This is a genomic window from Arthrobacter sp. Bi26, from assembly GCF_918697925.1.
Lineage (GTDB): Bacteria > Actinomycetota > Actinomycetes > Actinomycetales > Micrococcaceae > Arthrobacter.
This window is the reverse complement of sequence record NZ_CAKKMF010000035.1, coordinates 1-23,421: the sequence shown is the minus strand read 5'-3', so window position 1 is coordinate 23,421 and position 23,421 is coordinate 1. Positions and strand designations below refer to the sequence as shown.

Below are 23,421 nucleotides of genomic sequence, written 5' to 3'. Positions count from 1 at the left end.
ATGAGCGAACACGACGGCGAGCAGGCGGCTGCCGACCAGCCGGCTGCGGAGCATGAAGCTGCGGAGCATGAAGCTGCGGAGCAGGAGGTCGCGGAGCCACGCAAGGATCAGAGGTCCAAGCAGCACGAGCCGTTCGTTTCTGGAGGGGCTGAGTCCACCAGGGAAATGCGCGAAATGTCCCGCCGTCGCCGGGAAGCCGAAGAGAAGCTGCAGCACCACCTTCTCGAAGCCAAGGAAAAGCCGGCCGAGGACGCTTAGACTGGCGTCCCGAGCCCGGCGAGCCGCAGCATGACGGCCAGGCCCTCCGGGGTTCCAGGCCAGTGGCGCCGGACGGCGTCGCCCCCCGCGCGGGCTACCACCGAGCGCAGCACCAGAGCCACTATCACGACGTCGTCCGCGTAGCCGATCACCGGTATGAAGTCCGGTACGAGGTCGATCGGGGAGGCCAGGTAGACGAGCAGGAGCGCCAGCCGGACCCGGACCCCCACCGCCACCGAACGGTCGGCCAGCAAGCGCCGGATGAGCCGAAGAAGGTCCGGCAGCAGCCGCAAAGCATCCTTCATGGTGACGGTCTCGGGGTGCCGGCGGGCATAGCCCCACAGCAGCAACAGCAGGACCGCATAGACCACCAGTACACCGCCGACTACCCCGGCAAGGGTTTCCCATCCCATGGGCTAGATCCTATCCACTCTGCCAAGGCGGCCCTAGCCGAGAACGGAGTCGAACGCGGTGCCCGGCAGCGGGGCCTGCGGTGGCAATGCCCGGTCCGGCCGCTCCGTCCGGATGGCGTCCTCGACCAGCGCCACGGGGCGCCGCCAGGCGTCGGAGCCCGGCTCCATCGTGTCGACGGCGCCGATCAGCATGGCCAGCAGGCGGATCATGTCTGTCATGGAAATATCGTTGCGCAGGGTGCCCTGGCCCTGGCCACGGCCCAGCAGCACCGCGATGGATTCAACCAGGCCGCCGGTGATCCCCGCCAGCAGGCCGCGCCGGCCGGCAACAGCTCCCAGGAGGTTGGCCTCTTCGCTGGCAACACGCATCGTGGCATCGATGACCCGAAAGAGTCCGGCTGCGGCGTCCGGATCGGCCAGCGCCTCATCAATGGCCGGATCCACCTGAAGCCGGAGCTGCCTGTTCAGGGCAGCGAGCACCAGTTCTTCCTTGTCGGCGAAGTTCCGGAAGAGGGTGGCCGGACCCACCCCGGCGGTGACGGCAATGGTCTGCAACGGCACCTCGGGGCCGTGTTCGCGGAAGCACTGCCGGGCCGCGGCGATAATTTTGTCCACGTTGCGCGCGGCATCTGCGCGGAGCGGCCTGCGATCTACTGCCCGGTTCATTTGCCTAGGTTAGCAACGCGACGGGTGCGCGAACCTGTTACCGGCGGGTAGTGATTTATGTGACGGTTTCGACGGTTCGCCCGGGCGCTGTCGGGGCGGAATCCCGTGAAAGACTAGTGTCGGACAGCCCTGGAATTTTCGCCCCGCTGTCCGAACTGAGTGAAGGGAACCACCACATGCTGGTCGCATTCTCCGTAGCACCCTCCGGTGACCCCGCCAACGGACAGGCGCCCGGCGACGCGTCGGTCCATGACGCCGTCGCGGCCGCGGTGCGGATCGTCCGCGAGTCGGGTCTGCCCAACCGGACGAGTTCCATGTTCACCGAGATCGAGGGCGAGTGGGATGAGGTCATGGACGTGGTCAAGCGGGCCACAGACGCGGTCGGCGCCTATGGTTCCCGCGTCTCGCTGGTCCTCAAGGCGGACATCCGGCCCGGCTACAGCGGCGAGCTGACCGGCAAGGTGGAGCGGCTCGAAAACGCCATCGACGGGCAGGGCCCCGGCGGCACCGGGCCGCAAATTCCAACCACGCCGGAAACCTAGCGCCGGTCCGCACGCCGGAATCCGGCCCAAAACCGGACGGAAACCGCGCCCGGAGACTACCGCCGGGCGCGGGCGGCTGGAACACTGGGGACATGATCGAGCATCAGTCCACCCCCGGCTGGGTCGCCGTGGAGAACTTCCTCTCCGACGCGGTGGTCCGCCCGGATAGTTCGCTCAAGCGCGCCGTGACCAGCGCCCTCGAGGCCGGCATGCCGCCAATCGAAGTGGCCCCCAACGCCGGCAAACTCCTGAAATTGCTGGTCCAGCTCTCCGGTGCCAGCCGCGTCCTGGAGATCGGCACGCTGGCCGGTTTCAGCACCATCTGGATGGCCCAGGGGCTGCCGGACGACGGCCGTCTGGTCACCTGCGAGTACCTCCCCCTGCACGCCCGCGTTGCGCGCGCGAACGTTGACGACGCCGGCCTGGGCCACAAGGTGGACATCCGGGTCGGCGCGGCACTGGACACCCTGCAGGAGCTGGAAAGCGAGGCGGGACCGCCCTTCGATTTCGTGTTCATCGATGCCGACAAGGAAAACAGCCCCCACTACCTGGACTGGGCCATCCGGCTTGGCCGGCCCGGCACCACCATCGTGGTGGACAACGTCGTGTGGGAAGGCGCCGTGCTGGACGCGTCGATGGACCCGGTGAACGCCCCCGGAATCATCAGCACGCTCCAGATGCTGGGCGATGACCCGCGGTTGGACGGCACCGTCATGCAGACCGTGGGTTCGAAAGGCTGGGACGGCTTCGCCCTCGCGATCGTCCGCTAGGTGCAGGAGGTTGTCCGCCAGGGCGCACGAGCGCCGGTGGCATCGCATGCGTGGGGCCGGCCGGCCAGCAACAAGTGCTAAGTATGCTTAGATTGCTTGTCGACGGCGCCAGCGATGGCGGCGCGGCCGCGGACGCGCAGGACTCCAGCCACGTAGCCAGCCCACACGCCTTCCGCACAGCCCGAATCCGCCCAGTCCGAAGGAACACAGGCAGTCGCAATGAACGGGATCCCCACCGCCCACTACCCCCTACCTGTCAGGATCAGCTCCGCGGCCGCCGCCCTGGACGCGCTCAGCCCCCTGCTGTCCGAGGCACACGCCGCCGTCGGCGATGTCCCGGCGCTGCTGGACCTGGCCAAGGCGGCAGCGGCGACGGCGCCGAAGCCCGGGGACGGCCGGACCGCGTTCCTGTGGGAGATTCTGGCCTCCGTGACCGCCGTCGACGTCGCTGCCGGACGCGTGCTGGAACCGCAACTGGACGCCGTGGCGATCCTCGCCCAGGCCGCAGGCAAGGCGGCACAGGACGGCGGCGACTTCCCGAATCCCGACGGCGCCGAGTTCGAGGGGACCTGGGGGGTGTTCGCCGCCGAGGCGCCCGCCCTGCGGCTTGAGGCCAAGGAATCCGCCGGCGGGTGGATCCTCCAAGGGTCCAAGCCCTGGTGCTCGCTCGCCGCGCAGCTGGACCATGCCGTGCTGACGGCCCATCTGGAGAACGGGGACCGGGCGGCCTTCGCCGTCGACCTCCACGCGCACGGCGTGAGCTTCGCGAATCCGGAGTGGACCAGCCGGGGCTTGCGCGAGATTCCCAGCGGCACCGTCCACTTCGAGGCCGTCCCCGCCGTGCCCCTCGGCGGCGCCGGCTGGTATTACCGGCGCCCGGGCTTCGCCTGGGGCGGCATGGGCGTGGCCGCCTGCTGGCTGGGCGGCGCCGTCGCGGTGGCGCGCAGCTTCACCGCCTCCTTGCAGCAAGCAGCCGACGGCGGACGGGAGCCGGACCAGATAGCCCTGGCCCATCTCGGCGAGATTGACCGGACGCTTGCCGCACTGACCGCCTACTTGGCCGGAACGGCCGCGAGGATCGACGCCGGGGAGCTCTCGGACCGCGGCGCGTGGAAGGAAGCCCTGCGCGTGCGGGGAAGCGTGGCCGCCGCCGTCGAACGCGTCCAGACGCTCGTGAGCCAAAATCTGGGGCCGGCCCCGCTCGCCTTCGACGAGCGCTACGGAAAACGGATGGCCGATCTCGCCCTGTACATCCGCCAGCACCACGCCATGCGCGACGACGCGCAACTGGGCACCCTGACGCTGACAGGAAGCAACCCATGGTGAATTTCACCCACAACGATGCCGGGACCAGCGAGGCCGCGTGGGCCGGCAGCCGTGCCGCCGGGCTGCCGGAACTGCCGCTGGATGACGCTGCACTCGCCGGCCGGGCCTTCATTGTCCTGGCCGCGCACCCGGACGACGAATCGCTCGGGGCCGGCGGGTTGCTGGCCCGGCTGCACGCCGTCGGCGCCACGGTCCGCGTGCTGCTGTGCACGGCAGGGGAAGGATCGCATCCCGGCTCGCCAACGACGACGCCGGAACAGCTCGCCGCGGTCCGGCTGCAGGAGTTCGGTGACGCCCTGGAACGCCTTTCCGGGGGCGGCGGTGGGGACCGGAACTGGCAGTGCCTTGGCCTGCCCGACGGACAACTCGCCGGGCACCGGGAGCAGATCCGGGCCGCGGTCCGCGAGGCGTCGGCCGCGTGCGGGCGCACCGCCGACAAGACAGTTCTCGTGGCGCCGTACCGCTCCGACGCTCACTCCGACCACGACGTCCTCGGATCCGTTGCCGCAGAGCTCAGCGCCGCGGCGGGCTACGCTTTGCTCGAATACCCTATCTGGTACTGGCTGTGGGCGGCACCAGATGGACCGGAAGACCCGGCCGGCGGGGCATGGCGGGGCTGGTTCCGGCTGCCGCTGCGCCCGGCAGAGCTGCAGGCCAAGGCTGCCGCCATGGCGGCGCATACGTCCCAGGTGCAGCCGCTCTCCGGGCTGCCGGGCGACGAGGTGCTCCTGCCTCCGGACTTCCTGGCGCACTTTGAGCGGACCTGGGAGACATTTGCCTGGCATCCGGCGGACGGCCCGGCCGAAGGCGGATCCGGCGCTGAGGCGAAAGCCCCGGCCGAGGGCGGATCCGCACGCCCCTACGCCGCGGGGGACGCGGAGCGGCTCTTCGATGCGGTCCACGCCAGGGACGAGGATCCCTGGCAGTACACCTCGAGCTGGTACGAGCAGCGAAAGCGTTCCCTCACGCTGGCCGCGCTGCCGGGCGACAGCTACACGGCCGGGCTGGAGATCGGCTGCTCGATCGGGACCCTGAGCGCGGAGCTCGCGCCGCGGTGCGGAAGCTTCCTCGCCGTTGACGCCAGCGGCACCGCCCTGGACCGCGCCGCCCGGCGGCTCGCCCACCTGCCCGCGGCAACGACGCGGCACCTGACAGTCCCGCACGAGTGGCCGGACGGATCATTCGATCTGATCGTGGTCTCAGAGGTGGGTTACTACCTCTCGCCGGCAGAGCTCGCCGGACTGTTCGACCGGATTGAGGGCTCTCTCATGCCTGGCGGGACCCTCGCGCTGTGCCACTGGCGGCACCCCGTTTCCGGCTGGGAACTCGACGGCGACTCGGTCCACGCAGCGGCCCGGCGGCACCTGGGCTGGACCGGCGGCGGGATCTACAAGGAACGCGACTTCGTCCTCGAAGTGTTCCTCGCACCGGACACCGCACCGGACACCGCACCGGACACCGCACCGGACACCGCGACTCACACCGAGCCGGGCACCGCCCCGGACACCGCGCCTCACACTGAGCCGGACCGCGCCCCCCAACGGACGGGGTGACCCGGATGGCGGCGTTGCCGTTGCCGCGCGGGCACCGCATCGACCGGGTCGCCGTCGTCATGCCCGCGCACGACGAAGAAGACCACCTTGGGCAGGCACTGCAGGCCGTTCAGCGGTCCGCGGACGCCCTGCAGAAGGTCCGGCCCGACGTCGACACCCGCGTGACCGTGGTGCTGGATAGCTGTACGGATGGCTCCGCCGCCATCACCGCTGCCTACGCTGCCACGGACCCGCGTATCAGCGCGCTGGAGGTCAGCTGCCGCAGCGCCGGCGCCAGCCGGTCCGCGGGCGTCCGGGCCTCCGGCATCGGCGTGCCACGGCGGCGGCCGCCCGGCGAGCGTTGGACGCCGCCGCCCTGGGCAGGCCGGACCTGGCTGGCCAACACCGACGCCGATTCCCGGGTGCCGGAGAACTGGCTGGTGCGCCAGCTAGAGTTCGCCGAAGCCGGGGCCGACGCTGTGCTTGGATCCGTGGAACCGGACCCCGCCGGGATGGACCCTGAGCTGCTCCGGCGCTGGCGCGAACGTCACCCCTTCCACGAGGACCATCCCCACATCTACGGCGCGAATTTCGGGGTCCGGGCCTCGGCCTACCTGACCGCCGGCGGGTTCGCACGGGTCACGTCCGAAGAAGACCGGACCCTGGTGCACAGCCTCCGCAGCCGCGCCTTTACGGTCACGGCGACGGACAGCACCCGGGTCCTGACCTCCGGCCGGACCCACGCCCGGGCACCGCACGGCTTTGGCACGTACCTGCGGAGCCTGGGCCCGTTGCCGCCTCCGCCTGCCGGCTGAGGATTTCGTTGACGCCGGGACCGCTCCGCCCCACACTGAAGGAGTGACTGACGATGCGAAAGAACCCAGCATTGATCAGGTTGTCGACCGCCTGGCCGCCCGGTTTCCGCACGTTCCGCGGATGCACATCGCCGGGATTGTAGGCGAGGAATTCGACGCCCTGAACGAAGGCCGGATCAGGACATACATACCCACGCTGGTTGAGCGCGGCGCCCGCGTGCGGCTGAAGAGCCAGTTCGGGATCAGCGCCGCCAACGACTAGCTCCAGTGTCCCGGTAGCCGCGAGTTCGCCGGATACCGGCCACATCGCCGTAACGTCCCGGCGAACCCGCAGCTTTCCGGCGATTTCGACGGCGGCCGGGGCCGAGGGCGCGCAGGGCGTTCAGGATCGTGGCGAGATCCACCAGTTCCTGGGTCAGTGCGCCGGCGATGGCCGGCACGTACCCCGCGGCGGCGGCCAGCATGAGGACCACGCTCAGCCCGATGCCGATCCAGATGCTCTGCAGGGCCACCTGCACGGTGCGCCGTCCGATCCGGACGGCCGACGCCACCTTGGAGAGGTCGTCGAGGATGATCACGACGTCGGCGGATTCGCCGGCCGCCGTCGAGCCGCGGGCGCCCATGGCGATTCCGACGTCGGCGACCGCCAGGACCGGGGCATCGTTGACGCCGTCGCCGACCATCATGACCGGACGGTCCGGCAGCGATTTGACGGCCTCGACCTTGTCCGGCGGGAGGCACTCGGCGCGGATGTCTGAGAGCCCGGCCTCCTCCGCGATGTGCCGGGCCGTGGCGAGCGCGTCGCCGGTCAGCATGACCGTCCGGCCCACGCCCAGCGCCTTGAGCTCGCCGAGGGTGCGGCGGGCCTCTTTGCGGATGGGATCGCTCATCACGAGCGAGCCCACGAATTCGCCGCCGGCACCGACGTAAATGGCGAGCTCGCCGCTGGTGAGCTTCGCCTCCGTCACGCCGGATGCCCACTCCGCCACGAACGCCGGCTTGCCCACCACGACGTCCCGGCCGTTGAACCGGGCCCGCACCCCGTGGGTGGCGACTTCCGTGGCCTCGGTGGCGGACGAGAAGGCCATCCCGCGGTTCCTGGCCGCGTCCATCACCGATGCGGCCAGGACGTGCGAAGAATACTGTTCAGCGGACGCCGCCAACTGGAGGACCTCGTCGGCCGTGCGGCTCCCGGCGGTCCGGATGCCGACCAGGGCCGGGCGGCCGTACGTGAGGGTTCCAGTCTTGTCGAAGGCGGCCGTCTTGATCCGGCTTAGCTGTTCGAGCACTCCGGCGTACTTGACGATGATGCCGGAGCGCGCGGCGCGGCTCATCCCGCCGAGGAACGCCACCGGCGCGGCGATCAGCAGGGGGCACGGGGTGGCCACAACGAGGACCTCGGCGAATCGTTCCGGGCTGCCGCTGACGATCCAGCCCACGGCGCCGAGAACGTACGCGAGGGCGGTGAACGGAACGGCATAGCGGTCGGCCAGCCGGACCATGGGAGCCTTGCTATCCGCCGCCTCCTTAACGAGGGCGACGATCCTGCTGTATTGCGAATCCTCCACGCGTGCCGTGACGCGCATTCGGACCGCGACCTCACCGTTCAACGACCCGCTCATGAGGCCGTCCCCGGCGGACCGTTCCACCGGCAGGCTTTCCCCTGTGAGTGAGGATTCATCGAACGACCCGGAATCGGAGAGCAGGACGCCGTCCAGCGGGACCACCTCGCCGGGCCTGACCAGCAGGATGTCCCCGATCTCGACGTCGGTGGCGGCGACGTCCTCGTTCTGGCCGTCTGTGGGGGTTCCGGCGGCGGCGCTGCCGTTGCGCTCCCGGTGTGCCGTCTGCGGGACGCGTTCGAGCAACGCGGTGAGTTCGCCCCTGGCCCGCCCGGCGGCGTAGTCTTCGAGGGCCGTACCGCCGGCGAGCATGAGGACGATAATCATCGAGGCGATGTACTCACCTACCAGCACCGTGCTGACGATTGCGGTCACGGCCAGGATGTCGATGCCCCACTGCCCACCTGCCAGCCGGCGCGCCATCCCGACGGCGAGGTAGGCCGCCACGGTCAGGGCATAGGCGCTCGCGGCGACCCGGGCTATGCCTTCGTGGCCAGCGGCCAACATGGCCACCACCGCCAGCAGCGCAAGGAATGTCCCCGTGACGAGCGGATACCGCAGCACGAATTTCACGAAAGTTCTGCCTTCGACGGCCTGTCCTTCACTACTGAATCCTACTTCGACGCTCTTTGCGCCCGCGTCGCCGCGAGTTCGCCGGATACCTGCCAGATCGCCGCAACGTCCCTGTGTGTCAGGCGAGCCCGCACCGTTCCGGCGATTTCGACGGCGGCGGGCGCGGGACCACCCGGGCTAGGTCGGCTCCATGTGCAGCACGGCCGCCCCCGTGATCCGGTCCTCCGCGAGGTCCCGCAGGGCCTGGTCCGCGGCCTCGAACGGGTAGGCCACGGTGGTGGGACGGAGCGGGATCTCGGCGGCGATCCGGAAGAACTCCTCGCCGTCGGCCCTGGTGTTGGCCGTGACGCTGCGCAGCTGGCGCTCCTGGAAGAGCTCGTCGGTGTAGTGCAGGGGCGGGATGTCGCTCAGGTGGATGCCCGCGACGGCGAGCGTCCCGCCGCGGTCCAGGGCGCGCAGCGCAATCGGCACGAGCCCGCCTGCGGGGGCAAAGAGGATCGCGGCATCCAGCGGATCCGGCGGCTGCTCCTCGGCCCCGCCGGCGAACGTGGCGCCCAGATCCAGGGCCAGCTTGCGCGCCTCCGCGGACCGGGTCATGACGTAGACGCGGGCACCCCGGTACAGGGCAATCTGTGCTGCCAGATGCGCGGATCCGCCGAAGCCATAGATGCCCAGCCGGCCGCCGATCGGCAGCTCCGCCCGGCTCAGGGCACGGTAGCCGATGATGCCTGCGCACAGGAGGGGCGCGGCCTCCTCGTCGCTGAACGTCTCCGGGATCCGGTAGGCGAAGTTCTCGGCCACCGTGATGAGCTCGGCGTAGCCGCCGTCGCGGTCCCAGCCGGTAAAGGTGGGGGAAAGGCAGAGGTTTTCCTGGCCGCGCACGCAGAACCGGCAGGCGCCGCAGGTGCCGCCCAGCCAGGGAACGCCCACCCGTTCGCCGAGGCCGAACCTGGCCGCCCCCGGTCCCTGTCCGATCACCTCACCCACCACCTCGTGTCCCGGGATGGTCCCGGGGTGCCGCGGCCGGAGGTCGCCCTCGGCCAGGTGTAAGTCCGTGCGGCACACACCGCAGACGCGCACTTTCAGCAGGACCTCTCCGCGTCCCGGCACAGGATCCGGGCAGTCGGCGGCGACGAGGGGACCGCTGGACATGGGCCCCGGAAGTCCAACTCGCCAGGCTCGCACCGCGGCCTCCTTCTCTGCAGCATCCCCAGGTCCGAATTGGTTACATTTGCGGCGGCTAGCGGGTGACCAGCACGTTGCAGTGCGCCTTGTGCAGCACGGCGGAGACCGTGTTCCCCGGTCCTGCCGAGGGGTTGTGGGTCCCGAGCACCAGGACGTCGGCGTCGTCCGCGGCGTCGAGCAGCTCCCTGGCACCATGGCCCTCGCGCAGGGCCCCGGAAACCTCCAGGCCGGATGCCAGCCCGCGGGCCTCAGCGACGGCCCGGTCCAGCAGCTCCTGGCCGTGGAGCCGGGCATGGCGGCCGTGCTCCTCCCGTGCCCCGGCCCGGAGCGGATCCACGTGGACGAGCTGCAGCGGGGCGCCGAGGACTTCGGCCAGCGCGATGGCCTCGGCCACGGTGGCTGGGCTGCGGGGCGAGGCGTCAACTCCCACGACGACCGGGTGATGCGGGCGGCGCGGGCGCCGGATCACCATCACCGGGCAGGGTGCCGATCCGGCCAGATCGATGCAGACCGAGCCGGCCACCTGGCCCAGGACGGCGCCAAGGCCACGGCTGCCCACCACCAGCAGCCGTGCGTCCCGGGCAGCGTCGCGCAGCACCGGTGCCGGGAGCCCGGCCTCCATGACGCCGTCGACGGCGGGGGCCGCGTGTTCCGTCGCATTTTCGGGAACGGCACGATCGGGAACGGCACCCTCGACGCCGGGCGGCGCGGCTCCGGCCGCTTCGAGGGCGGTGGCGCGGGCCAGTTCGATGCCCTCGGCGAGGATGGCTTCCGCGGAGTGCCGCAGCCCGCTGCCGGCCACGCCTTTGACAGGGCCCAGGTTCTTGGTGAAGACCGGCCACACCCAGGCATGGACCACCCGGAGGTTCAGGCCGGCGGCGGCCGCGTAGCCGGCGGCCCAGCGAACGGCGAGTTGGGCGGCCTCGGACCCGCCGTAGCCGACCGCCACGATGCCGCCCTGCTGCCCTGCGGGTGCCGACATTTTTCCTCCCGGCTCGGCGGACGCACCCCCTCGCCCGGCAGTATGTGCAGCCCCAGTAGAACCCTGCGATCCGGGAATGGGTAGGGGCTTTGGTCCCGCGGACGGCCAGCGGACGGCCAGCGTCCGGCCGCGCGGGGCCACTCCAGCCGGGGATCGGGGTCCGGGGCACCCCTGCCGGTGAACCACTGCCGGTGAACTAGGGTTGAAACATGCACAATGCGGGGGATAGCTGATGGCCAAGCGGGGCAGGGGGCGAAGCACCGGAACCGCGGAACCCGGAGTGGTGGAAGTGCCCAAAGGTTCCCGGCCGGCCGGTCCTGTGGCCGGGGTGTACTACATCGACACGGGGGACTGCGAGCTGATCCCGGACCAGGACAATTCCACCGGCTGGCTCCTGCGCATCAACGGGGTCATGAGCTCGCACATTGATCTCGCAGACCCGTTGTTCCTGGACTTTGAATACATGCGCTGGATCGCCGCCCTTGTCGAGTCGCGCTGGCCGCGCGATTCGAAGCCAAAGCTCCGCGCCCTGCACCTCGGCGGGGGAGCATGCTCACTGGCCCGCTACTTCCACGCCGCCTATCCGGACGCCCGCCAGGTGGTGGTGGAGCTGGACGGCAAGCTCGCCGACTACGTCCGTGGCTGGTTTGACCTGCCCAAGGCCCCGCTGCTGCGCCTGCGCGTGGGAGAAGCCCGGGAAGTCACCGAGAGCCTGACCCCGCAGACCCGGGACCTGATCATCCGCGACGTCTTCGCAGGCTCGCTGACCCCGCGGCCGCTGACAACCCGGGAATTCACCGAGCACGCCAAGCGCGTCTTGGCACCCGGCGGGATCTACGTGGTGAACTCCGGCGACGCCCCTGACCTCAGGAATGCCCGCGAAGACGCCGCCACCATCGCCGACGCCTTTGCCCACACCGTGATCATCGCGGATCCGGCCATGCTCAAGGGCCGGCGTTACGGCAACATGATCATGGCCGGCAGCGACAGCCCGTTCGACGACGATCCCGGCCTCGCGCGGCGCCTGCTCGGCGGAGCGGTGCCGGCCCACATCTGGAACGACGGGAAGGTGCGGGCGTTCGCGGCAGGCGCCGCCGTCCGCCACGACCCGGCACGTTCAACCCCGGCTGAACCGCCTGCTGAGACCCTTGCTGAGCCGCCGACTGCTCCGTAACGCCCTTTTTGCGGCACCATAACGGCGCCTACGGAGCAATCGATGTGGTGGCTCCCCGCCCCAGCAGGGCATCGCGGTGCGCCGCGGTCTGTTCCCGCAGTGCCTGCACGAGGGCTGCCACTGCCGGCCGGCGCATCGAATCGGGCCGGAGCACCATCCAGTAGGGGAGCAGCTCCGCGAATTCCTCGGGCAGGAGCCGGACGAGGTCCGGATGCAGGTCGGCCGCGAAGCAGGGCAGGAACCCGATCCCGGCGCCGGCGCGGGTGGCCTCCACGTGGACAAAGACGTTGGTGGAGCTCAGCCCGTCCCGCATTGTGGGCACCAGCCGACGCGGGGCGTCCAGATCGTCCACCTGCAGCATCGAATCCACGAAATAGACCAGCGAGTGGGCCGTCAGTTCCTCCACGTTGGCCGGGGTGCCGTACTCGGCCAGATAGCCGCGGGAGGCGTACATTCCCAGCATGTACTCGCCGAGCTGCGCGGCCTCTGCCCGGTGCACCTGCGGCTCGCCGACCACCACTTCGATGTCCAGGCCGGAACGCTGCTGGAGCGCCCGGCGCGTCACGGTGATGATCTCCACGCTGAGGCCGGGATGGTCGCGGCGGAGCCGGGCCACGGCCGGGGCGGCGATGTAGGCGCTGAAGCCGTCCGTCGCGGTCATCCGGACGACGCCGGTGATGGGGTCCGGGGTGTGCCCGGGCTGCTCCAGGGTGCGCACGGCACTCTCGACCTGCTCGGCCACCCGCACGGCCTCGGCACCGAGCTCGGTGAGCTCCCAGCCGCCGGACGCGCGCGAGAGCACGCGGCCGCCCAGCGCCTTCTCCAGCGCAGCGATCCGCCGGGAGACGGTGGTGTGGTTCAGTCCGAGAGTCTGGGCCGCCGTCGTAAATTTCGCCGAACGGGACACCGCGAGCAGGACCAACAGGTCATCGGGATTGGCGTTCATATCTGCAATTCTGCACATGCCGGGTGCCAGTTTGGCCATTGAATCGCCGTAAATGTGCGGCAATACTCAATGGAGCCATTTCAGTGCTGTGCGTCACAGCGCGTGTCACCGATGACACTAAGGAGAACCAGATGAGCGTAAACGAACGCTCTGCAACAACCCCCGCAGCACCCGCATCCAAGGGTTCCGGGCTCAAGAAAATCGTCGCAGCTTCGATGGTGGGAACCGTCGTCGAGTGGTACGAATTCTTCCTCTATGCCACCGCCGCCACCCTGGTGTTCGGCAAGTACTTCTTCCCCGCCACCGGCAACGAGCTGGACGGCATCATCCAGGCGTTCCTGACCTACGCCGTCGGTTTCGTGGCCCGCCCGCTGGGCGGCATTGTCTTCGGCCAGATCGGCGACAAGCTCGGCCGCAAGCCCACCCTGCAGCTGACCATCATCATCATCGGTGTCTCCACCTTCCTGATGGGCTGCCTCCCGGGCTTCGCCTCCATCGGCTACCTGGCCCCGGCGCTGCTGGTCTTCCTGCGCTTCATCCAGGGCTTCGCCCTCGGCGGCGAATGGGGCGGCGCTGTTCTGCTCGTCGCCGAGCACAGCCCCAACAAGTCCCGCGGCTTCTGGTCCAGCTGGCCCCAGGCCGCCGTTCCCGTGGGCAACCTGCTGGCCACCCTGGTCCTGTTCATCATGTCCAACGTGCTCAGCGCCGCCGACTTCCTCAGCTGGGGCTGGCGTGTGGCGTTCTGGCTCTCCGCCGTGATCGTGTTCGTCGGTTACTACATCCGCACCCACGTCTCCGAATCGCCCATCTTCCTCGAGGCCAAGGCCAAGCTGGAGGAAGAGCAGTCTGTCAGCTACGGCGTCCGTGAAGTCATCCGCAAATACCCCAAGGGCATCCTGCAGGCCATGGGCCTCCGGTTCGCGGAAAACATCATGTACTACCTCGTGGTCAGCTTCGCGATCGTCTACCTGAAGTCCGTGCACAAGTACGACACCTCCTCGCTGCTGCTGGCCCTGCTGATCGCCCACGTCATCCACTTCCTGGTCATCCCGCAGGTCGGGCGCCTCGTGGACAGCTGGGGCCGGAAGCCGGTCTACCTTGTCGGGGCCATCGCCGGCGCCACCTGGCCGTTCTTCGCCTTCCCGATGTTCGATACCCGCAATCCGGTGATCATCGTCCTGGCCGTCACGATCGGCCTGTGCCTGCACGCCTTCATGTATGCCGGCCAGCCGGCCCTGATGTCGGAGCTTTTCCCGACCAGGATGCGCTATGCCGGGGTCTCCCTGGGCTCGCAGGTCACCTCGATCTTCGCCGGTTCGCTGGCGCCGCTCCTGGCCACCCAGTGGCTCAAGGACACCGGCTCGTGGCTGCCCACCGCGATCTACCTGGTGGTCGCCTGCGCCATCACCACCGTGGCAGTGCTTAGCCTGAAGGAAACCAAGGGCATCGCACTGGAGGACGTGGACCGGGCCGACGCCGAACGCGAAGGCCTGCCCGTAGCAGCCATGCGCTGAGCTGCTTGCGTTACTGGGCCGCTTGCGTTACTGGGCTGCTTGAGTAACTGGGCCGCTTGCGTTACTGGGCTGCTTGAGTAACTGGGCCGCTTGAGTTTGGGCCGGCTCCAGCCACGCTGGAGCCGGCCGCCTCATCGAATCTTTAGATATGGAAGGCTGAGTTATGGAAAACACGCTGAACGGACGCAAGGCCCTGGTCACCGGCGGCGCCGGCGGGATCGGCGCAGCCAGCGTCCGCGCCCTGGCGGCACGCGGGGCCAAAGTGGTGATCGCGGACGTGGACGAGTCCGCCGCCGCAGCACTCGCCGACGAGGTCGGCGGCACTGTGTGGGCCGTCAACCTACTTGACGTTGAATCCCTCCAGACGCTCAGCCTGGACTGCGACATCCTTGTGAACAACGCCGGAATCCAGCGCATCAGCCCCATCGAGGAGTTCGATCCGGCCGACTTCCGCCGCATCATCACCCTCATGCTCGAGGCGCCGTTCCTGCTGATCCGGGCCGCGCTGCCGCACATGTACGCCAACAACTTCGGCCGGATCATCAACCTGTCCTCCGTGCACGGGCTGCGGGCCTCGCCGTTCAAGAGCGCCTATGTTTCGGCCAAGCACGGACTGGAAGGCCTGAGTAAGGTGACGGCACTCGAAGGCGGGGCGCACGGAGTCACGTCCAACTGCATCAACCCCGGCTACGTCCGGACACCCCTGGTGGAGTCGCAGATCGCGGACCAGGCCAAGGTGCACGGCATTCCGGAGTCCGAGGTCCTCGCAAAGATCATGCTGACCGAATCGGCGGTCAAGCGGCTGGTGGAACCCGAGGAAGTGGCGTCCCTCGTGGCGTGGCTGGCATCGGACGACGCCGGCATGGTCACCGGCGCCAGCTACACGATGGACGGCGGCTGGTCCGCGCGGTAGCCGGTCGCCGGCACGGCTGGGTTGCGGCTCGCTTGCCGGCCGGGTTGCCCGGCTAATTGCCCGGCTGGAACTCCGCAGAGTTGCCCACGAGCGCGAGCGTGCCGCCCAGGCCGATCATCATCACGCCGCCGGTGGTGCTGAGCGCGGCGATCCGCCGGGGCGAGCGGGCAAACCAGTGCCGGGCCGTTCCCGCCGCGAGGGACCACGTGCTGTCTGAGACCAGGGCAATCAGCAAGAAGATGGCCCCCAGGGTTCCGAGCTGCACCGGAATCGCGCCGGCGGAGTAGTCCACGAACTGCGGAAGCACGGCCACGAAGAACACAATCGACTTGGGGTTGGTCGCACCCACGATGAAGCCCTCCCGGAGCACGCGGGCGGTCGAGGACGGGTTCGAGGACGATGCCGTCGCCGGTCCGCCGCCCCGGTGCCGGATCGCCTGGATCCCGAGGTAGACAAGATAGGCGGCGCCCGCGAATTTCACCACGCTGAACAGCAGCACGGACTGGGCCAGCACCACGCCGACGCCCAGGGCCACGGCGGCGATCTGCACCACCTCGCCGGCAGCGTTCCCCAGGACGCTCAACAGCCCGCCCCTGCGTCCCAGGGCCAGGGTCCGTCCGATCACGAACAGCACGCTGGGCCCCGGGACGGCGATGAGCACGAGGGAGGCGAGGGCAAAGGCGAGGACGTTGGGCACGGGGACCATGCCTGATCTTAACCCCGCGGGGCCACTCCCGGGAGCGGCCCCTGAGGGGGAGGCGCCGTTTACCGCCCGGCGGGAACCTGCGGGAGCTGGGCCGTTTCATCCACGAGTTCCGCCCGCGCCCGGCCGTGGCCGCGGACCCAGAGCCGGTAGGCGAGTACCAGGACGCCGAGCCAGACGGCGCCCACGTACAGCGCCACGCGCGTGTCCTCGAAGACGCCCAGAATCACGATCACGAGGGCCATGAACGCGATGGTCAGCACGGAGGCGGCGGGCCACCACGGTGAGGGGAACTCCGACGCCGGCAGGGACTTGCGGGCGATCTCGCGTTTCATGGCGACATGGGAGGCCAGGATCATGGCCCAGACCCACACGGTGGCGAAGGTGGCGATCGAGGCGATCAGCAGGAAGACGTCCTCCGGGATCACGGCGTTCAGGACCACTCCCACCAGCAGGATGCCGGTCATCATCACCACGGTCATCCACGGCACCCCGTGACGGGAGACCTTGCCGAAGCTCGCCGGGGCGTGGCCCTGCCGGGCAAGGCCGAAGAGGATCCGGCCGGCGCCGAAGATGTCGCTGTTGACTGCCGAGAGCGCCGCCGTGATCACGACGGCGTTGAGGATGTGGGGCGCTGCCGGGATGCCCAGACCGCTGAAGATCTGCACGAAGGGGCTGCCGTTGCTGCCAATTTCATCCCACGGGAACAGGCTCATCAGCACGCCGAGGGTCAGCACATAGAACAGCAGGACCCGGACGGGAACGGTGTTGACTGCCTTGGGGATGACCTTTTTCGGGTCGGCGGCTTCACCGGCGGTGATGCCGAGGGTTTCTATGCCGCCGAACGCGAACATCACGACGGCGAAGGAGGCCAGGAGCCCTTCGAACCCGTTGGGGAACACGCCCCCGTGGTCCACGAGGTTGCCAAGCCCGGGCGCCACGGTGGCGCCGCCGGCCTGGAAACCGAAGACGATGATCGCCGCCCCACCCGCGATCATGGCGATGATGGCCGCAACCTTGATCAGGGAGAACCAGAATTCCAGCTCACCGAACACCTTGACGCTGAGCAGGTTCAGGGCCGCCAGGAAGAAGATGATGGCCAGGATCCAGACCCAGCGCTCCACGTCGGGGAACCAGAATCCCATGTAGATGCTGAAGGCCGTGACATCCGCGATGGCCACGATCGCCATCTCGAAGACATAGGTCCAGCCGGTCACGAACCCGGCCAGCGGCCCCAGGTAACGGCTCGCGTACTGGCCGAAGGACCCGGATACCGGGTGCCGCACCGCCATTTCGCCCAGGGCCCGCATCACCATGAAGACTGCGGCGCCGCCGATCATGTAGGCAAGCAAGACGGCGGGCCCGGCCTTCTGGATGGCGGAGGCGGAGCCGTAGAAAAGCCCCGTGCCGATCGCCGATCCCAGCGCCATGAAGCGGATGTGGCGGACGTTGAGTCCCCGGCTGAGTACGGAGTCAACGGCTGCGCCGACGGTGGTGACGGCGCTGCCGGTGCCTGCTTCGTCAGGTGCCGGCTTCGTGGCGGTTTGGGCTTGTTGCATGCGAATACCTTCTCGTCATTGGGAGGGGGATCGCTATCCAGCAGACCATGTCCGGCCTTGCTGTGATGAGTCTCACGGGTACTTCGTGTCTTTGATTTCAGACTGTGCGGCGTCCCCGCCGCCGGGATTCCCCACCTTTGGCGGGGCCTTGCGGCGTGTGGTCCCGCGATGGCGGCGCGTGCCGGCGTCGTGGTGGCAAAGGTGGGGAAACTCCGCGCGGGGACCAAGCGCGGTCGGATCGCGGGCGGCACGGTCGCCGCCGCCGTCGGACCCAAACCTAAAGCGAGTCGAAAACTCTTGACACCATGTCAGGTTTTCTTTACTTTTGGGATGTCAGGTTTGTTTTACATCGATTTGGTTGCGCGGGAGCGGCAGATGTCATTTGAAGAGAAGAGCGCCTGGATCATGGGGGTGCTTGCGGCCGCAACCTACACCGCGTACCTCGCCGTCGTTTTTGGTCTGGCCGGCACTATGCCGCTCACAGAAGTGCCGTACGTGGCGCCGCTGCTGTGGACGGTCGGCGCTTCGATCGGCCTCTCGATCGTGCTCCACCTGGTGATCCGGGCCCTGTCCGCCAAGGACGCCGGCATGAAAGACCAGCGGGACAAGGAGATCTACCGCTTCGGCGAGTACATCGGCCAGTCCTTCCTCGTCGTCGGGGCCGTGACGGCGCTCCTCCTGGCCGTGGCCGAGCTCGACCACTTCTGGATCGCCAACGTCATCTACCTGGCCTTCGTCCTTTCGGCAATCCTGGGATCCGTGGCCAAGGTGGTCGCCTACCGCAAGGGCTTCCAGCCGTGGTGAAGCCGACCCGGGTCACCAACTCCATCCGGCGCCTGCGCTTCGAAAGCGGCGAGCTGACCCAGGCGGAGCTCGCCGAACGTATCGGTGTGACCCGCCAGACGGTCATCGCGATTGAACAAGGCCGCTACTCGCCGTCGCTTGAACTGGCGTTCCAGATCGCCCACGTTCTCAAAGTTCCGCTCGATGACGTCTTCCAATACCCCGACTTTGAAGGAGAAACACCATGAAAGCGATCGTTCAGGATGTTTACGGTTCCGTTGAAGTGCTGGAACTGCGCGAGACCGAAGCCCCCGTGCCCGGCGATGACGACGTGCTGATCCGGGTACGGGCCGCCGGCGTCGACCAGGGCGTCTGGCACCTCATGACGGGGCTTCCGTACCTGACCCGTGCGGTCGGCTACGGGCTGAGGAAACCGAAGACCCGCATCCGGGGCCGGGCCGTGGCGGGCCAGGTGGAGGCTGTCGGCCGGAACGTCGTCGGCTTTCGCGCGGGGGATGAGGTGTACGGCACCTGCGAGGGATCCTTCGCCGAATACGCGTGCGCAAAGGAAGCCCGGCTCGCGCTGAAGCCCAAGAACCTCAGCTTCGAGCAGGCCGCCGCCGTCCCGATCTCCGCCGTCACGGCCCTCCAGGCGCTCCGGGACGCCGGCAGGGTCCAGGCCGGGCAGGAGGTCCTCGTCATCGGCGCGGCCGGCGGTGTCGGCGCGTATGCGGTGCAGCTCGCCAAGGCGTTCGGGGCGCAGGTGACGGGGGTGTGCAGTACTGCGAAAACCGATCTGGTCCGCTCGATCGGCGCGGACCATGTCATCGACTACAAACATGACGACTTCGCGGACGGGGCCAGGCAGTTCGACCTCATTGTCGACACCGCCGGCAACCGCCCGGTCGCCGTCCTCCGGCGGGCGCTCAAGCCGAAGGGAACGCTCGCGATCGTCGGCGGGGAAGGCGGAGGGCGGCTGGCCGGAGGCATTGGACGCTCGCTCGGCGCGGCTCTGCTCTCCGTGTTTGTCGGCCAGCGGCTCACGGGCGTCATGTCCGCAGAGCGCGCGGAGGACCTCCGGTTCCTGACCGGGCTCATCGAGGCGGGCGCGGTGACCCCGGTTATCGGCAAGTGCTATGCCCTGGCGGACGCTCCGGCGGCAATCCGGGACCTGCGCGATGGCCACCTCCGCGGCAAGGCCGTCGTCACTGTTTGACCTGGCCTACTGAGCCGGCCTACGGCGTGTCCGCGTGAAAGCGGGCGACGTACCGCCGCTGCCCCGGAGTCTCCACCGTCCGACGCCGGTACTTGCGCCTGACGTAGGACACCGCCTGGGCGGGCGGGACTCCGTCCAGGATGGCGATGCAGGCCAGTGCGGTTCCGGTCCTGCCGATGCCGCGCCAGCAGGCCACTTCAACCCGCTCGGCCGCCGCCCGGCGCCAGGCCTCGCGGAATGCGTCGAAGGCGTCATGCTCGTCGGCCGGCAGCCGCAGGTCGGGCCACAGCAACCATCTGGACTCCCACTCCACCCGGGGCGGCTGTTTGCCCAGCAGGTAGAGGCCGAAATCAGGCAGCGGGCCCTCGGGCAGCGCGTAGTGCAGTCCCCGGCCGCGGACGCTTCGGCCGGACGGAAGAACCAGGACGCCGTCCTGGGATGGTTCCCACGTCTGCTTCATGTTCCAGATCGTAGTCCTTCCGCCGGGGTGGGGCCTTGTCCGCCCGCGCTGTGCCCGGGCTGGCTGCCGCCGGCGCACGAGGGTGTGGGCCAGGACTCAGCGGTCAGCGGTAGCCGGCGGCATCGGCGTCGAGTCCCGCTTCCTGGACTTCGACGAGGTATCTCCAGCAGTCCGGCTGCGAGCCGTCGGTGTCGGTGAAACCGTACTCGCGCGCCAGCGCTCCGGAGGAATATGAGCCGCCCGTGCGGCTGAGCACGTTGGGGTCCGCCGCCAGGGCCGCGACCGCGCGCCCGACGAACAGCGGGCTTTCCGAGATCGCGGCAAAATGCGGTTGCGTGCTGGCGGCTTCCCGCCAGTTCGCCTCGGTGACGCCGAAGTGTTCGAGCATCATCTCGGAGCGCATCCAGCCGGGCGTCAGTGCCAGCGCCGTGCACCCGGACAACTTCAGCTCCTCGGCCTGGCTGAACGCCAGGCGGAGCACCGCGGTCTTGACGAGATCGTAAAACACCGACACCCGGTAGTGCCGCGCGTTGTACTCGCCGGTGCCGTCGGTCATCTCCACCACCAGGCCGCCGGGGCGGCGGGCGAGCAGCGGGAGCGCGAAGTGGCTGGTGATGAGGTGGGTGTCGAGGCCAAGGTGGAGCATCTGCAGCCCGGCGTCCAGATTGTGCGCCCAGAGCGGCGTGTTCCATTCAATGAAGTCCTCGCCACCCCAGATGTCGTTGACCAGGATATCCAGCCGGCCTTGTTCCTCGTCGATCCTTTGGACCAGGGCTTCGACCTCGGACGGTACGAGATGGTCGACCGCGACGGCGATCCCGGTGCCGCCCGCGGCGCTGACGAGGCCGGCCGTCTCATCGATCGTCTCGGGCCGGTTGTAGTCGGAGCGGTGGCTGGAGGTCGTGCGGCCGGTGCAGTACACCACCGCTTCCGCCTCGCCGAGGGCGACGGCGGTGCCGCGGCCCGCGCCGCGCGTGGCCCCTGCTACCAAGGCGACCTTGCCCGACAACGCTGCAACCATGCCTTCGCTACCTTCCTCCGCGGAACCCTCCCGGGCCCAGGGCATTCATCTTTAGCGGACACTTCATGGCGACCGCAGGTCATCGAGCAGCCGTTGCAGGTACTCGGGCCGCTCGATATTGGCGAAGTGTCCGCAACGCGGGATCGTGACGAGCTGGGCGTGCGGGACTATTTCGGCCAGCCGGTTCAGGTCAGAAGGAGGCGTGAACAAATCGCTGTCCCCGCGCGTCGCGAGTACCGGGCAGCTGATGCCGCGCCACTGGCCAAAGTCGTAGTGCGCCGCGGCCCGGACTGCTGCGGAGAAGCTGGCCGGCCGGGCGTCGTCGCCGAGCCCGCGAAGCACGCCCGCCGGGATGGTTGCGGGTTCTGCGAAGAAGGGGGACAATACCAGTCCCGTCACGGGTGTGCTGCCGACTGCACGGACCAGCGCCGGCCCCGCCGGGCCCAGGGCCGCCATGGAGCGCATGAGCAGCAGCAGGCCGACAAACGTCGGGAAGCTTGAAAGGCTGTGCAGAGGCCGCCGGGCCGCCTCGGACACGCCGAATGTAGTGGCCGAAATGGTGGCGACGCTGGCCGTCCTCTCCGGCCAGGCCGCGGCAATGTGCAATGCCAGGAAGCCTCCCATGGAGTGGCCCACCAGGTTCCACCGCCGGTAGCCGAGCGAGTTCAAAACTTCGGTGACAACCTGTGCCATCGCCTCGATGCTGAAATGCTCCAGCCGGGCACCCTTCGTGGATTCGCCCCAGCCCGGCAGATCAATCAGCACACGGTCATGGGCTGGCGCCGCGGATAATAACGGCGGGAAGGAAGTCCAGGATCCCGCGGCGCCGTGAAGGTAGACATCCGCTGTGCCGGGCGCGGGACACCGGCTTCCGGTGCCCTGCTGGACCCGCACCGTGCAGGAGCCCAGTTCCGTCGGAAGGACGTGCCGCCGCAGCGTGGCCGCTCCATTGCGGCCGGATTCGTGTTGAACACTCATAGTCACTTCCTGGTCCTAGTCTCTAAACGTCGCTGAGACTGATTCGGAGCCGTAGAGGTACCGGACCGGCCGCTGCCAGTGAGGATGACGAATCCGGGCGGGACGGGGAAGCCTGCACGGGTGAGCTCTCCCAGGTTGGCGCCCCTGCCTCCTGCGGTCGCGACGTCGTCGCCGCCAGTGTCCTCAACCCGCTGCGTGAAGCCCATCGCCGATAGTCCCTCGATGCCTGTTCGCCTGATCCCGGCCCTGACGCCCGTGGTTCCGCGGGCCGTGGTGCCGACTCAACGGTAATCCGGTGTTTTGGCTCGGGGGAAGGGCCAAAAGGAACACCCGGGGGAGACTTGTTTGGATTTATTGCCCCACTGTCATTTGACTGAAAGCCCCTGCGCCAGCCACAGGCACGCGCGGCTTGCTGCCTTGCCTCGGAAGTCGCCCTAGGAGAAGTCCGACGTCGGCCTTGCAGGTGTCCGGAATTCCAGACACCGGTGGGGCTGAATGGCCTACCGCAACCCGCCCGGCGGGGGCATTCTTAAGTACGGGATACCGGACACCGCCCGATCTTGAAGAGGACGCATGCCAGCCAGCAGCACCACCCTGACCCACCAACCCGCGGCATCGGATTCGCCCGCTGCCGCTGCCGCTCCCGCGCCCGGCGCCGCGGCGGCCAAGCCGGCACCGGCTCCCGCCCCGGTCCGCCGAGCCGCCGGCACCAGGGCGACGTCGAAAGTCCCTGCCGCCGAGAACACCCTGCGCATCCTCAAGCTGCTGGCCTCCCGGCGCGGACCGATGGCGGCGTCGAACATTGCCACCGCGCTGGGGCTGCCGCGCTCCAGCGTCTACCACCTGCTCGGAGTGATGGAAGCGAACGGCTTCGTGCTCCATCTGCATGAGGAGCAGCGCTACGGCCTGGGCATCAGCGCCTTCGAACTCAGCTCGGCCTATTCGCGGCAGGAGCCGCTGTCCCGGCTGGGCCGGCCGATGCTCGCCTCGCTCGTGGACGTGATTGGCGAAAGCGCGCATCTGGCTGTGCTGCACGGCCGCGACGTGCTCTACATCGTGGAAGAGCGGGCCAAGAACCGGCCGTCTTTGGTGACCGACGTCGGGGTCCGGCTGCCCAGCCACCTCACCGCGAGCGGCCGCGCGATTCTTGCCGCGCTGCCGAAGTCCCAGGTGCGGGCGCTGTACCCGAACGCTGCCGCCTTCACTGCCCGGCACGAAACCGAATCGCCCATCATGAAGTACTCCGCGCTGTCCTCCCATCTGGACCAGGTCCGGCAGCGCGGCTACGCCACCGAACACGGCGAGGTGACCCCCGGTTTCGGCTCGATCGCCGCCGCCGTAACCGACCACGTGGGGTGGCCCACCGCCGCCGTCGCCGTGACCTTCCTCGAGGACAAGCTGCCCGCGGACCAGTGGCCGGTCCTGGCCGCCCGGGTCCAGAAGGTCGCCGACGAGCTCTCGGTCCGGATC

At 68.9% G+C, this 23,421-nt stretch carries 25 protein-coding genes; 14 read left to right on the top strand and 11 right to left on the bottom strand.

Features of this window, described 5'->3' with window-relative positions; translation table 11 throughout:
* Positions 1-258: a hypothetical protein gene (locus LQV16_RS11245; protein WP_229993974.1), complete on the top strand. Its 258-nt coding sequence runs from the start codon at positions 1-3 to the stop codon at positions 256-258.
* Here LQV16_RS11245 and LQV16_RS11240 read toward each other — a convergent pair.
* Together LQV16_RS11240 and LQV16_RS11235 are read right to left on the bottom strand one after the other, a co-directional pair.
* Entirely contained in the window at positions 255-671 is a 417-nt protein-coding gene (locus LQV16_RS11240) for a YkvA family protein (RefSeq protein ID WP_229993973.1), read from the bottom strand. The two genes, LQV16_RS11245 and LQV16_RS11240, sit on opposite strands and share 4 nt — an antisense overlap.
* A 33-nt stretch (positions 672-704) precedes the next feature.
* The gene (locus LQV16_RS11235) at positions 705-1,337 is read right to left on the bottom strand and encodes a TetR/AcrR family transcriptional regulator (RefSeq protein WP_229993972.1); all 633 of its coding nucleotides are present in this window, start codon (positions 1,335-1,337) and stop codon (positions 705-707) included.
* Positions 1,338-1,513: 176 nt separating this feature from the next.
* Between LQV16_RS11235 and LQV16_RS11230 the strand changes: the two genes are divergently transcribed.
* The 6 genes from LQV16_RS11230 (at position 1,514) to LQV16_RS11205 (ending at position 6,584) form a co-directional block, all read left to right on the top strand.
* Complete coding sequence (locus LQV16_RS11230) at positions 1,514-1,879, top strand: thiamine-binding protein (RefSeq protein WP_229993971.1); 366 nt, start codon at positions 1,514-1,516, stop codon at positions 1,877-1,879.
* A 92-nt stretch (positions 1,880-1,971) separates the two neighbouring features.
* Positions 1,972-2,649, top strand: coding sequence for an O-methyltransferase (locus LQV16_RS11225; protein WP_229993970.1), 678 nt, complete (start codon positions 1,972-1,974; stop codon positions 2,647-2,649).
* Between the two features lie 219 nt (positions 2,650-2,868).
* A complete protein-coding gene (locus tag LQV16_RS11220) occupies positions 2,869-3,975 on the top strand; it encodes an acyl-CoA dehydrogenase family protein (protein WP_229993969.1) in 1,107 nt (368 codons plus the stop codon).
* Positions 3,969-5,528, top strand: coding sequence for a bifunctional PIG-L family deacetylase/class I SAM-dependent methyltransferase (locus LQV16_RS11215; protein WP_229993968.1), 1,560 nt, complete (start codon positions 3,969-3,971; stop codon positions 5,526-5,528). The genes LQV16_RS11220 and LQV16_RS11215 overlap by 7 nt, the downstream gene beginning before the upstream one ends.
* A 5-nt stretch (positions 5,529-5,533) precedes the next feature.
* Entirely contained in the window at positions 5,534-6,322 is a 789-nt protein-coding gene (locus LQV16_RS11210; protein ID WP_229993967.1) for a glycosyltransferase, read from the top strand.
* A 43-nt stretch (positions 6,323-6,365) separates the two neighbouring features.
* Positions 6,366-6,584, top strand: a complete 219-nt coding sequence (locus tag LQV16_RS11205) for a three-helix bundle dimerization domain-containing protein (protein ID WP_229993966.1) — start codon at positions 6,366-6,368, stop codon at positions 6,582-6,584.
* On the opposite strand, the gene LQV16_RS11200 is transcribed toward LQV16_RS11205, so the two are convergent.
* The 3 genes from LQV16_RS11200 to LQV16_RS11190 form a co-directional block, all read right to left on the bottom strand.
* On the bottom strand, positions 6,565-8,517 hold the full coding sequence (locus tag LQV16_RS11200; RefSeq protein WP_229993965.1) for a heavy metal translocating P-type ATPase: 1,953 nt from the start codon (positions 8,515-8,517) through the stop codon (positions 6,565-6,567). The genes LQV16_RS11205 and LQV16_RS11200 overlap by 20 nt on opposite strands.
* 177 nt (positions 8,518-8,694) lie before the next feature.
* Positions 8,695-9,702, bottom strand: coding sequence for a zinc-dependent alcohol dehydrogenase family protein (locus tag LQV16_RS11195; protein WP_290369362.1), 1,008 nt, complete (start codon positions 9,700-9,702; stop codon positions 8,695-8,697).
* Between the two features lie 55 nt (positions 9,703-9,757).
* Positions 9,758-10,684: a universal stress protein gene (locus LQV16_RS11190; protein ID WP_229993963.1), complete on the bottom strand. Its 927-nt coding sequence runs from the start codon at positions 10,682-10,684 to the stop codon at positions 9,758-9,760.
* Positions 10,685-10,916: 232 nt separating this feature from the next.
* Between LQV16_RS11190 and LQV16_RS11185 the strand changes: the two genes are divergently transcribed.
* Positions 10,917-11,858, top strand: coding sequence for a fused MFS/spermidine synthase (locus tag LQV16_RS11185; protein ID WP_229993962.1), 942 nt, complete (start codon positions 10,917-10,919; stop codon positions 11,856-11,858).
* 28 nt (positions 11,859-11,886) lie between these two features.
* Here the strand turns inward: LQV16_RS11185 and LQV16_RS11180 are convergent, their stop codons facing one another.
* Positions 11,887-12,804: a LysR family transcriptional regulator gene (locus LQV16_RS11180; protein WP_229993961.1), complete on the bottom strand. Its 918-nt coding sequence runs from the start codon at positions 12,802-12,804 to the stop codon at positions 11,887-11,889.
* Positions 12,805-12,935: 131 nt separating this feature from the next.
* On the opposite strand from LQV16_RS11180, the gene LQV16_RS11175 reads away from it, so the two are divergent.
* Positions 12,936-14,318 (top strand): MFS transporter, encoded by a 1,383-nt coding sequence (locus LQV16_RS11175; protein WP_229993960.1) that lies wholly within the window; start codon positions 12,936-12,938, stop codon positions 14,316-14,318.
* Positions 14,319-14,481: 163 nt separating this feature from the next.
* The gene (locus tag LQV16_RS11170; RefSeq protein WP_229993959.1) at positions 14,482-15,231 is read left to right on the top strand and encodes a 3-hydroxybutyrate dehydrogenase; all 750 of its coding nucleotides are present in this window, start codon (positions 14,482-14,484) and stop codon (positions 15,229-15,231) included.
* A gap of 52 nt (positions 15,232-15,283) precedes the next feature.
* Here LQV16_RS11170 and LQV16_RS11165 read toward each other — a convergent pair whose 3' ends face one another.
* Together LQV16_RS11165 and LQV16_RS11160 are read right to left on the bottom strand one after the other, a co-directional pair.
* Complete coding sequence (locus tag LQV16_RS11165) at positions 15,284-15,937, bottom strand: LysE family translocator (protein ID WP_229993958.1); 654 nt, start codon at positions 15,935-15,937, stop codon at positions 15,284-15,286.
* A gap of 59 nt (positions 15,938-15,996) precedes the next feature.
* Positions 15,997-17,493 carry an amino acid permease gene (locus LQV16_RS11160; protein ID WP_229993957.1) on the bottom strand — a complete coding sequence of 499 codons (1,497 nt, stop codon included), beginning with the start codon at positions 17,491-17,493 and terminating at the stop codon, positions 15,997-15,999.
* 375 nt (positions 17,494-17,868) lie between these two features.
* Between LQV16_RS11160 and LQV16_RS11155 the strand changes: the two genes are divergently transcribed.
* From LQV16_RS11155 to LQV16_RS11145, 3 genes are read left to right on the top strand one after another with little or no spacing between them, the layout of a single operon-like run.
* Complete coding sequence (locus LQV16_RS11155; RefSeq protein WP_229993956.1) at positions 17,869-18,297, top strand: hypothetical protein; 429 nt, start codon at positions 17,869-17,871, stop codon at positions 18,295-18,297.
* Complete coding sequence (locus tag LQV16_RS11150) at positions 18,291-18,524, top strand: helix-turn-helix transcriptional regulator (RefSeq protein ID WP_090579051.1); 234 nt, start codon at positions 18,291-18,293, stop codon at positions 18,522-18,524. Before LQV16_RS11155 ends, LQV16_RS11150 begins: the two co-directional genes overlap by 7 nt.
* On the top strand, positions 18,521-19,492 hold the full coding sequence (locus LQV16_RS11145; RefSeq protein WP_229993955.1) for an NAD(P)-dependent alcohol dehydrogenase: 972 nt from the start codon (positions 18,521-18,523) through the stop codon (positions 19,490-19,492). The genes LQV16_RS11150 and LQV16_RS11145 overlap by 4 nt, the downstream gene beginning before the upstream one ends.
* A 19-nt stretch (positions 19,493-19,511) precedes the next feature.
* Here the strand turns inward: LQV16_RS11145 and LQV16_RS11140 are convergent, their stop codons facing one another.
* The 3 genes from LQV16_RS11140 to LQV16_RS11130 all read right to left on the bottom strand — a co-directional run bounded on the left by LQV16_RS11140 (position 19,512) and on the right by LQV16_RS11130 (position 21,951).
* The gene (locus LQV16_RS11140; protein WP_229993954.1) at positions 19,512-19,952 is read right to left on the bottom strand and encodes a protein-tyrosine phosphatase family protein; all 441 of its coding nucleotides are present in this window, start codon (positions 19,950-19,952) and stop codon (positions 19,512-19,514) included.
* A gap of 103 nt (positions 19,953-20,055) precedes the next feature.
* The gene (locus LQV16_RS11135) at positions 20,056-20,973 is read right to left on the bottom strand and encodes an SDR family oxidoreductase (protein WP_229993953.1); all 918 of its coding nucleotides are present in this window, start codon (positions 20,971-20,973) and stop codon (positions 20,056-20,058) included.
* A gap of 63 nt (positions 20,974-21,036) precedes the next feature.
* The gene (locus LQV16_RS11130) at positions 21,037-21,951 is read right to left on the bottom strand and encodes an alpha/beta hydrolase (protein WP_229993952.1); all 915 of its coding nucleotides are present in this window, start codon (positions 21,949-21,951) and stop codon (positions 21,037-21,039) included.
* Between the two features lie 573 nt (positions 21,952-22,524).
* On the opposite strand from LQV16_RS11130, the gene LQV16_RS11125 reads away from it, so the two are divergent.
* On the top strand, positions 22,525-23,421 hold an 897-nt coding region (locus tag LQV16_RS11125), incomplete at its 3' end, for an IclR family transcriptional regulator (protein ID WP_229993951.1).

What these genes read in the sequence shown, in the direction of transcription:
- LQV16_RS11190 (WP_229993963.1), bottom strand. Translation starts at nt 10,684, where the DNA reads ATGTCGGCACCCGCAGGGCAGCAGGGCGGCATCGTGGCGGTCGGCTAC.
- LQV16_RS11130 (WP_229993952.1), bottom strand. Translation starts at nt 21,951, where the DNA reads ATGAGTGTTCAACACGAATCCGGCCGCAATGGAGCGGCCACGCTGCGG.
- LQV16_RS11220 (WP_229993969.1), top strand. Translation starts at nt 2,869, where the DNA reads ATGAACGGGATCCCCACCGCCCACTACCCCCTACCTGTCAGGATCAGC.
- LQV16_RS11215 (WP_229993968.1), top strand. Translation starts at nt 3,969, where the DNA reads ATGGTGAATTTCACCCACAACGATGCCGGGACCAGCGAGGCCGCGTGG.
- LQV16_RS11140 (WP_229993954.1), bottom strand. Translation starts at nt 19,952, where the DNA reads ATGAAGCAGACGTGGGAACCATCCCAGGACGGCGTCCTGGTTCTTCCG.
- LQV16_RS11170 (WP_229993959.1), top strand. Translation starts at nt 14,482, where the DNA reads ATGGAAAACACGCTGAACGGACGCAAGGCCCTGGTCACCGGCGGCGCC.
- LQV16_RS11165 (WP_229993958.1), bottom strand. Translation starts at nt 15,937, where the DNA reads ATGGTCCCCGTGCCCAACGTCCTCGCCTTTGCCCTCGCCTCCCTCGTG.
- LQV16_RS11145 (WP_229993955.1), top strand. Translation starts at nt 18,521, where the DNA reads ATGAAAGCGATCGTTCAGGATGTTTACGGTTCCGTTGAAGTGCTGGAA.
- LQV16_RS11155 (WP_229993956.1), top strand. Translation starts at nt 17,869, where the DNA reads ATGTCATTTGAAGAGAAGAGCGCCTGGATCATGGGGGTGCTTGCGGCC.
- LQV16_RS11185 (WP_229993962.1), top strand. Translation starts at nt 10,917, where the DNA reads ATGGCCAAGCGGGGCAGGGGGCGAAGCACCGGAACCGCGGAACCCGGA.
- LQV16_RS11160 (WP_229993957.1), bottom strand. Translation starts at nt 17,493, where the DNA reads ATGCAACAAGCCCAAACCGCCACGAAGCCGGCACCTGACGAAGCAGGC.
- LQV16_RS11225 (WP_229993970.1), top strand. Translation starts at nt 1,972, where the DNA reads ATGATCGAGCATCAGTCCACCCCCGGCTGGGTCGCCGTGGAGAACTTC.
- LQV16_RS11230 (WP_229993971.1), top strand. Translation starts at nt 1,514, where the DNA reads ATGCTGGTCGCATTCTCCGTAGCACCCTCCGGTGACCCCGCCAACGGA.
- LQV16_RS11245 (WP_229993974.1), top strand. Translation starts at nt 1, where the DNA reads ATGAGCGAACACGACGGCGAGCAGGCGGCTGCCGACCAGCCGGCTGCG.
- LQV16_RS11135 (WP_229993953.1), bottom strand. Translation starts at nt 20,973, where the DNA reads ATGGTTGCAGCGTTGTCGGGCAAGGTCGCCTTGGTAGCAGGGGCCACG.
- LQV16_RS11175 (WP_229993960.1), top strand. Translation starts at nt 12,936, where the DNA reads ATGAGCGTAAACGAACGCTCTGCAACAACCCCCGCAGCACCCGCATCC.
- LQV16_RS11235 (WP_229993972.1), bottom strand. Translation starts at nt 1,337, where the DNA reads ATGAACCGGGCAGTAGATCGCAGGCCGCTCCGCGCAGATGCCGCGCGC.
- LQV16_RS11210 (WP_229993967.1), top strand. Translation starts at nt 5,534, where the DNA reads ATGGCGGCGTTGCCGTTGCCGCGCGGGCACCGCATCGACCGGGTCGCC.
- LQV16_RS11240 (WP_229993973.1), bottom strand. Translation starts at nt 671, where the DNA reads ATGGGATGGGAAACCCTTGCCGGGGTAGTCGGCGGTGTACTGGTGGTC.
- LQV16_RS11180 (WP_229993961.1), bottom strand. Translation starts at nt 12,804, where the DNA reads ATGAACGCCAATCCCGATGACCTGTTGGTCCTGCTCGCGGTGTCCCGT.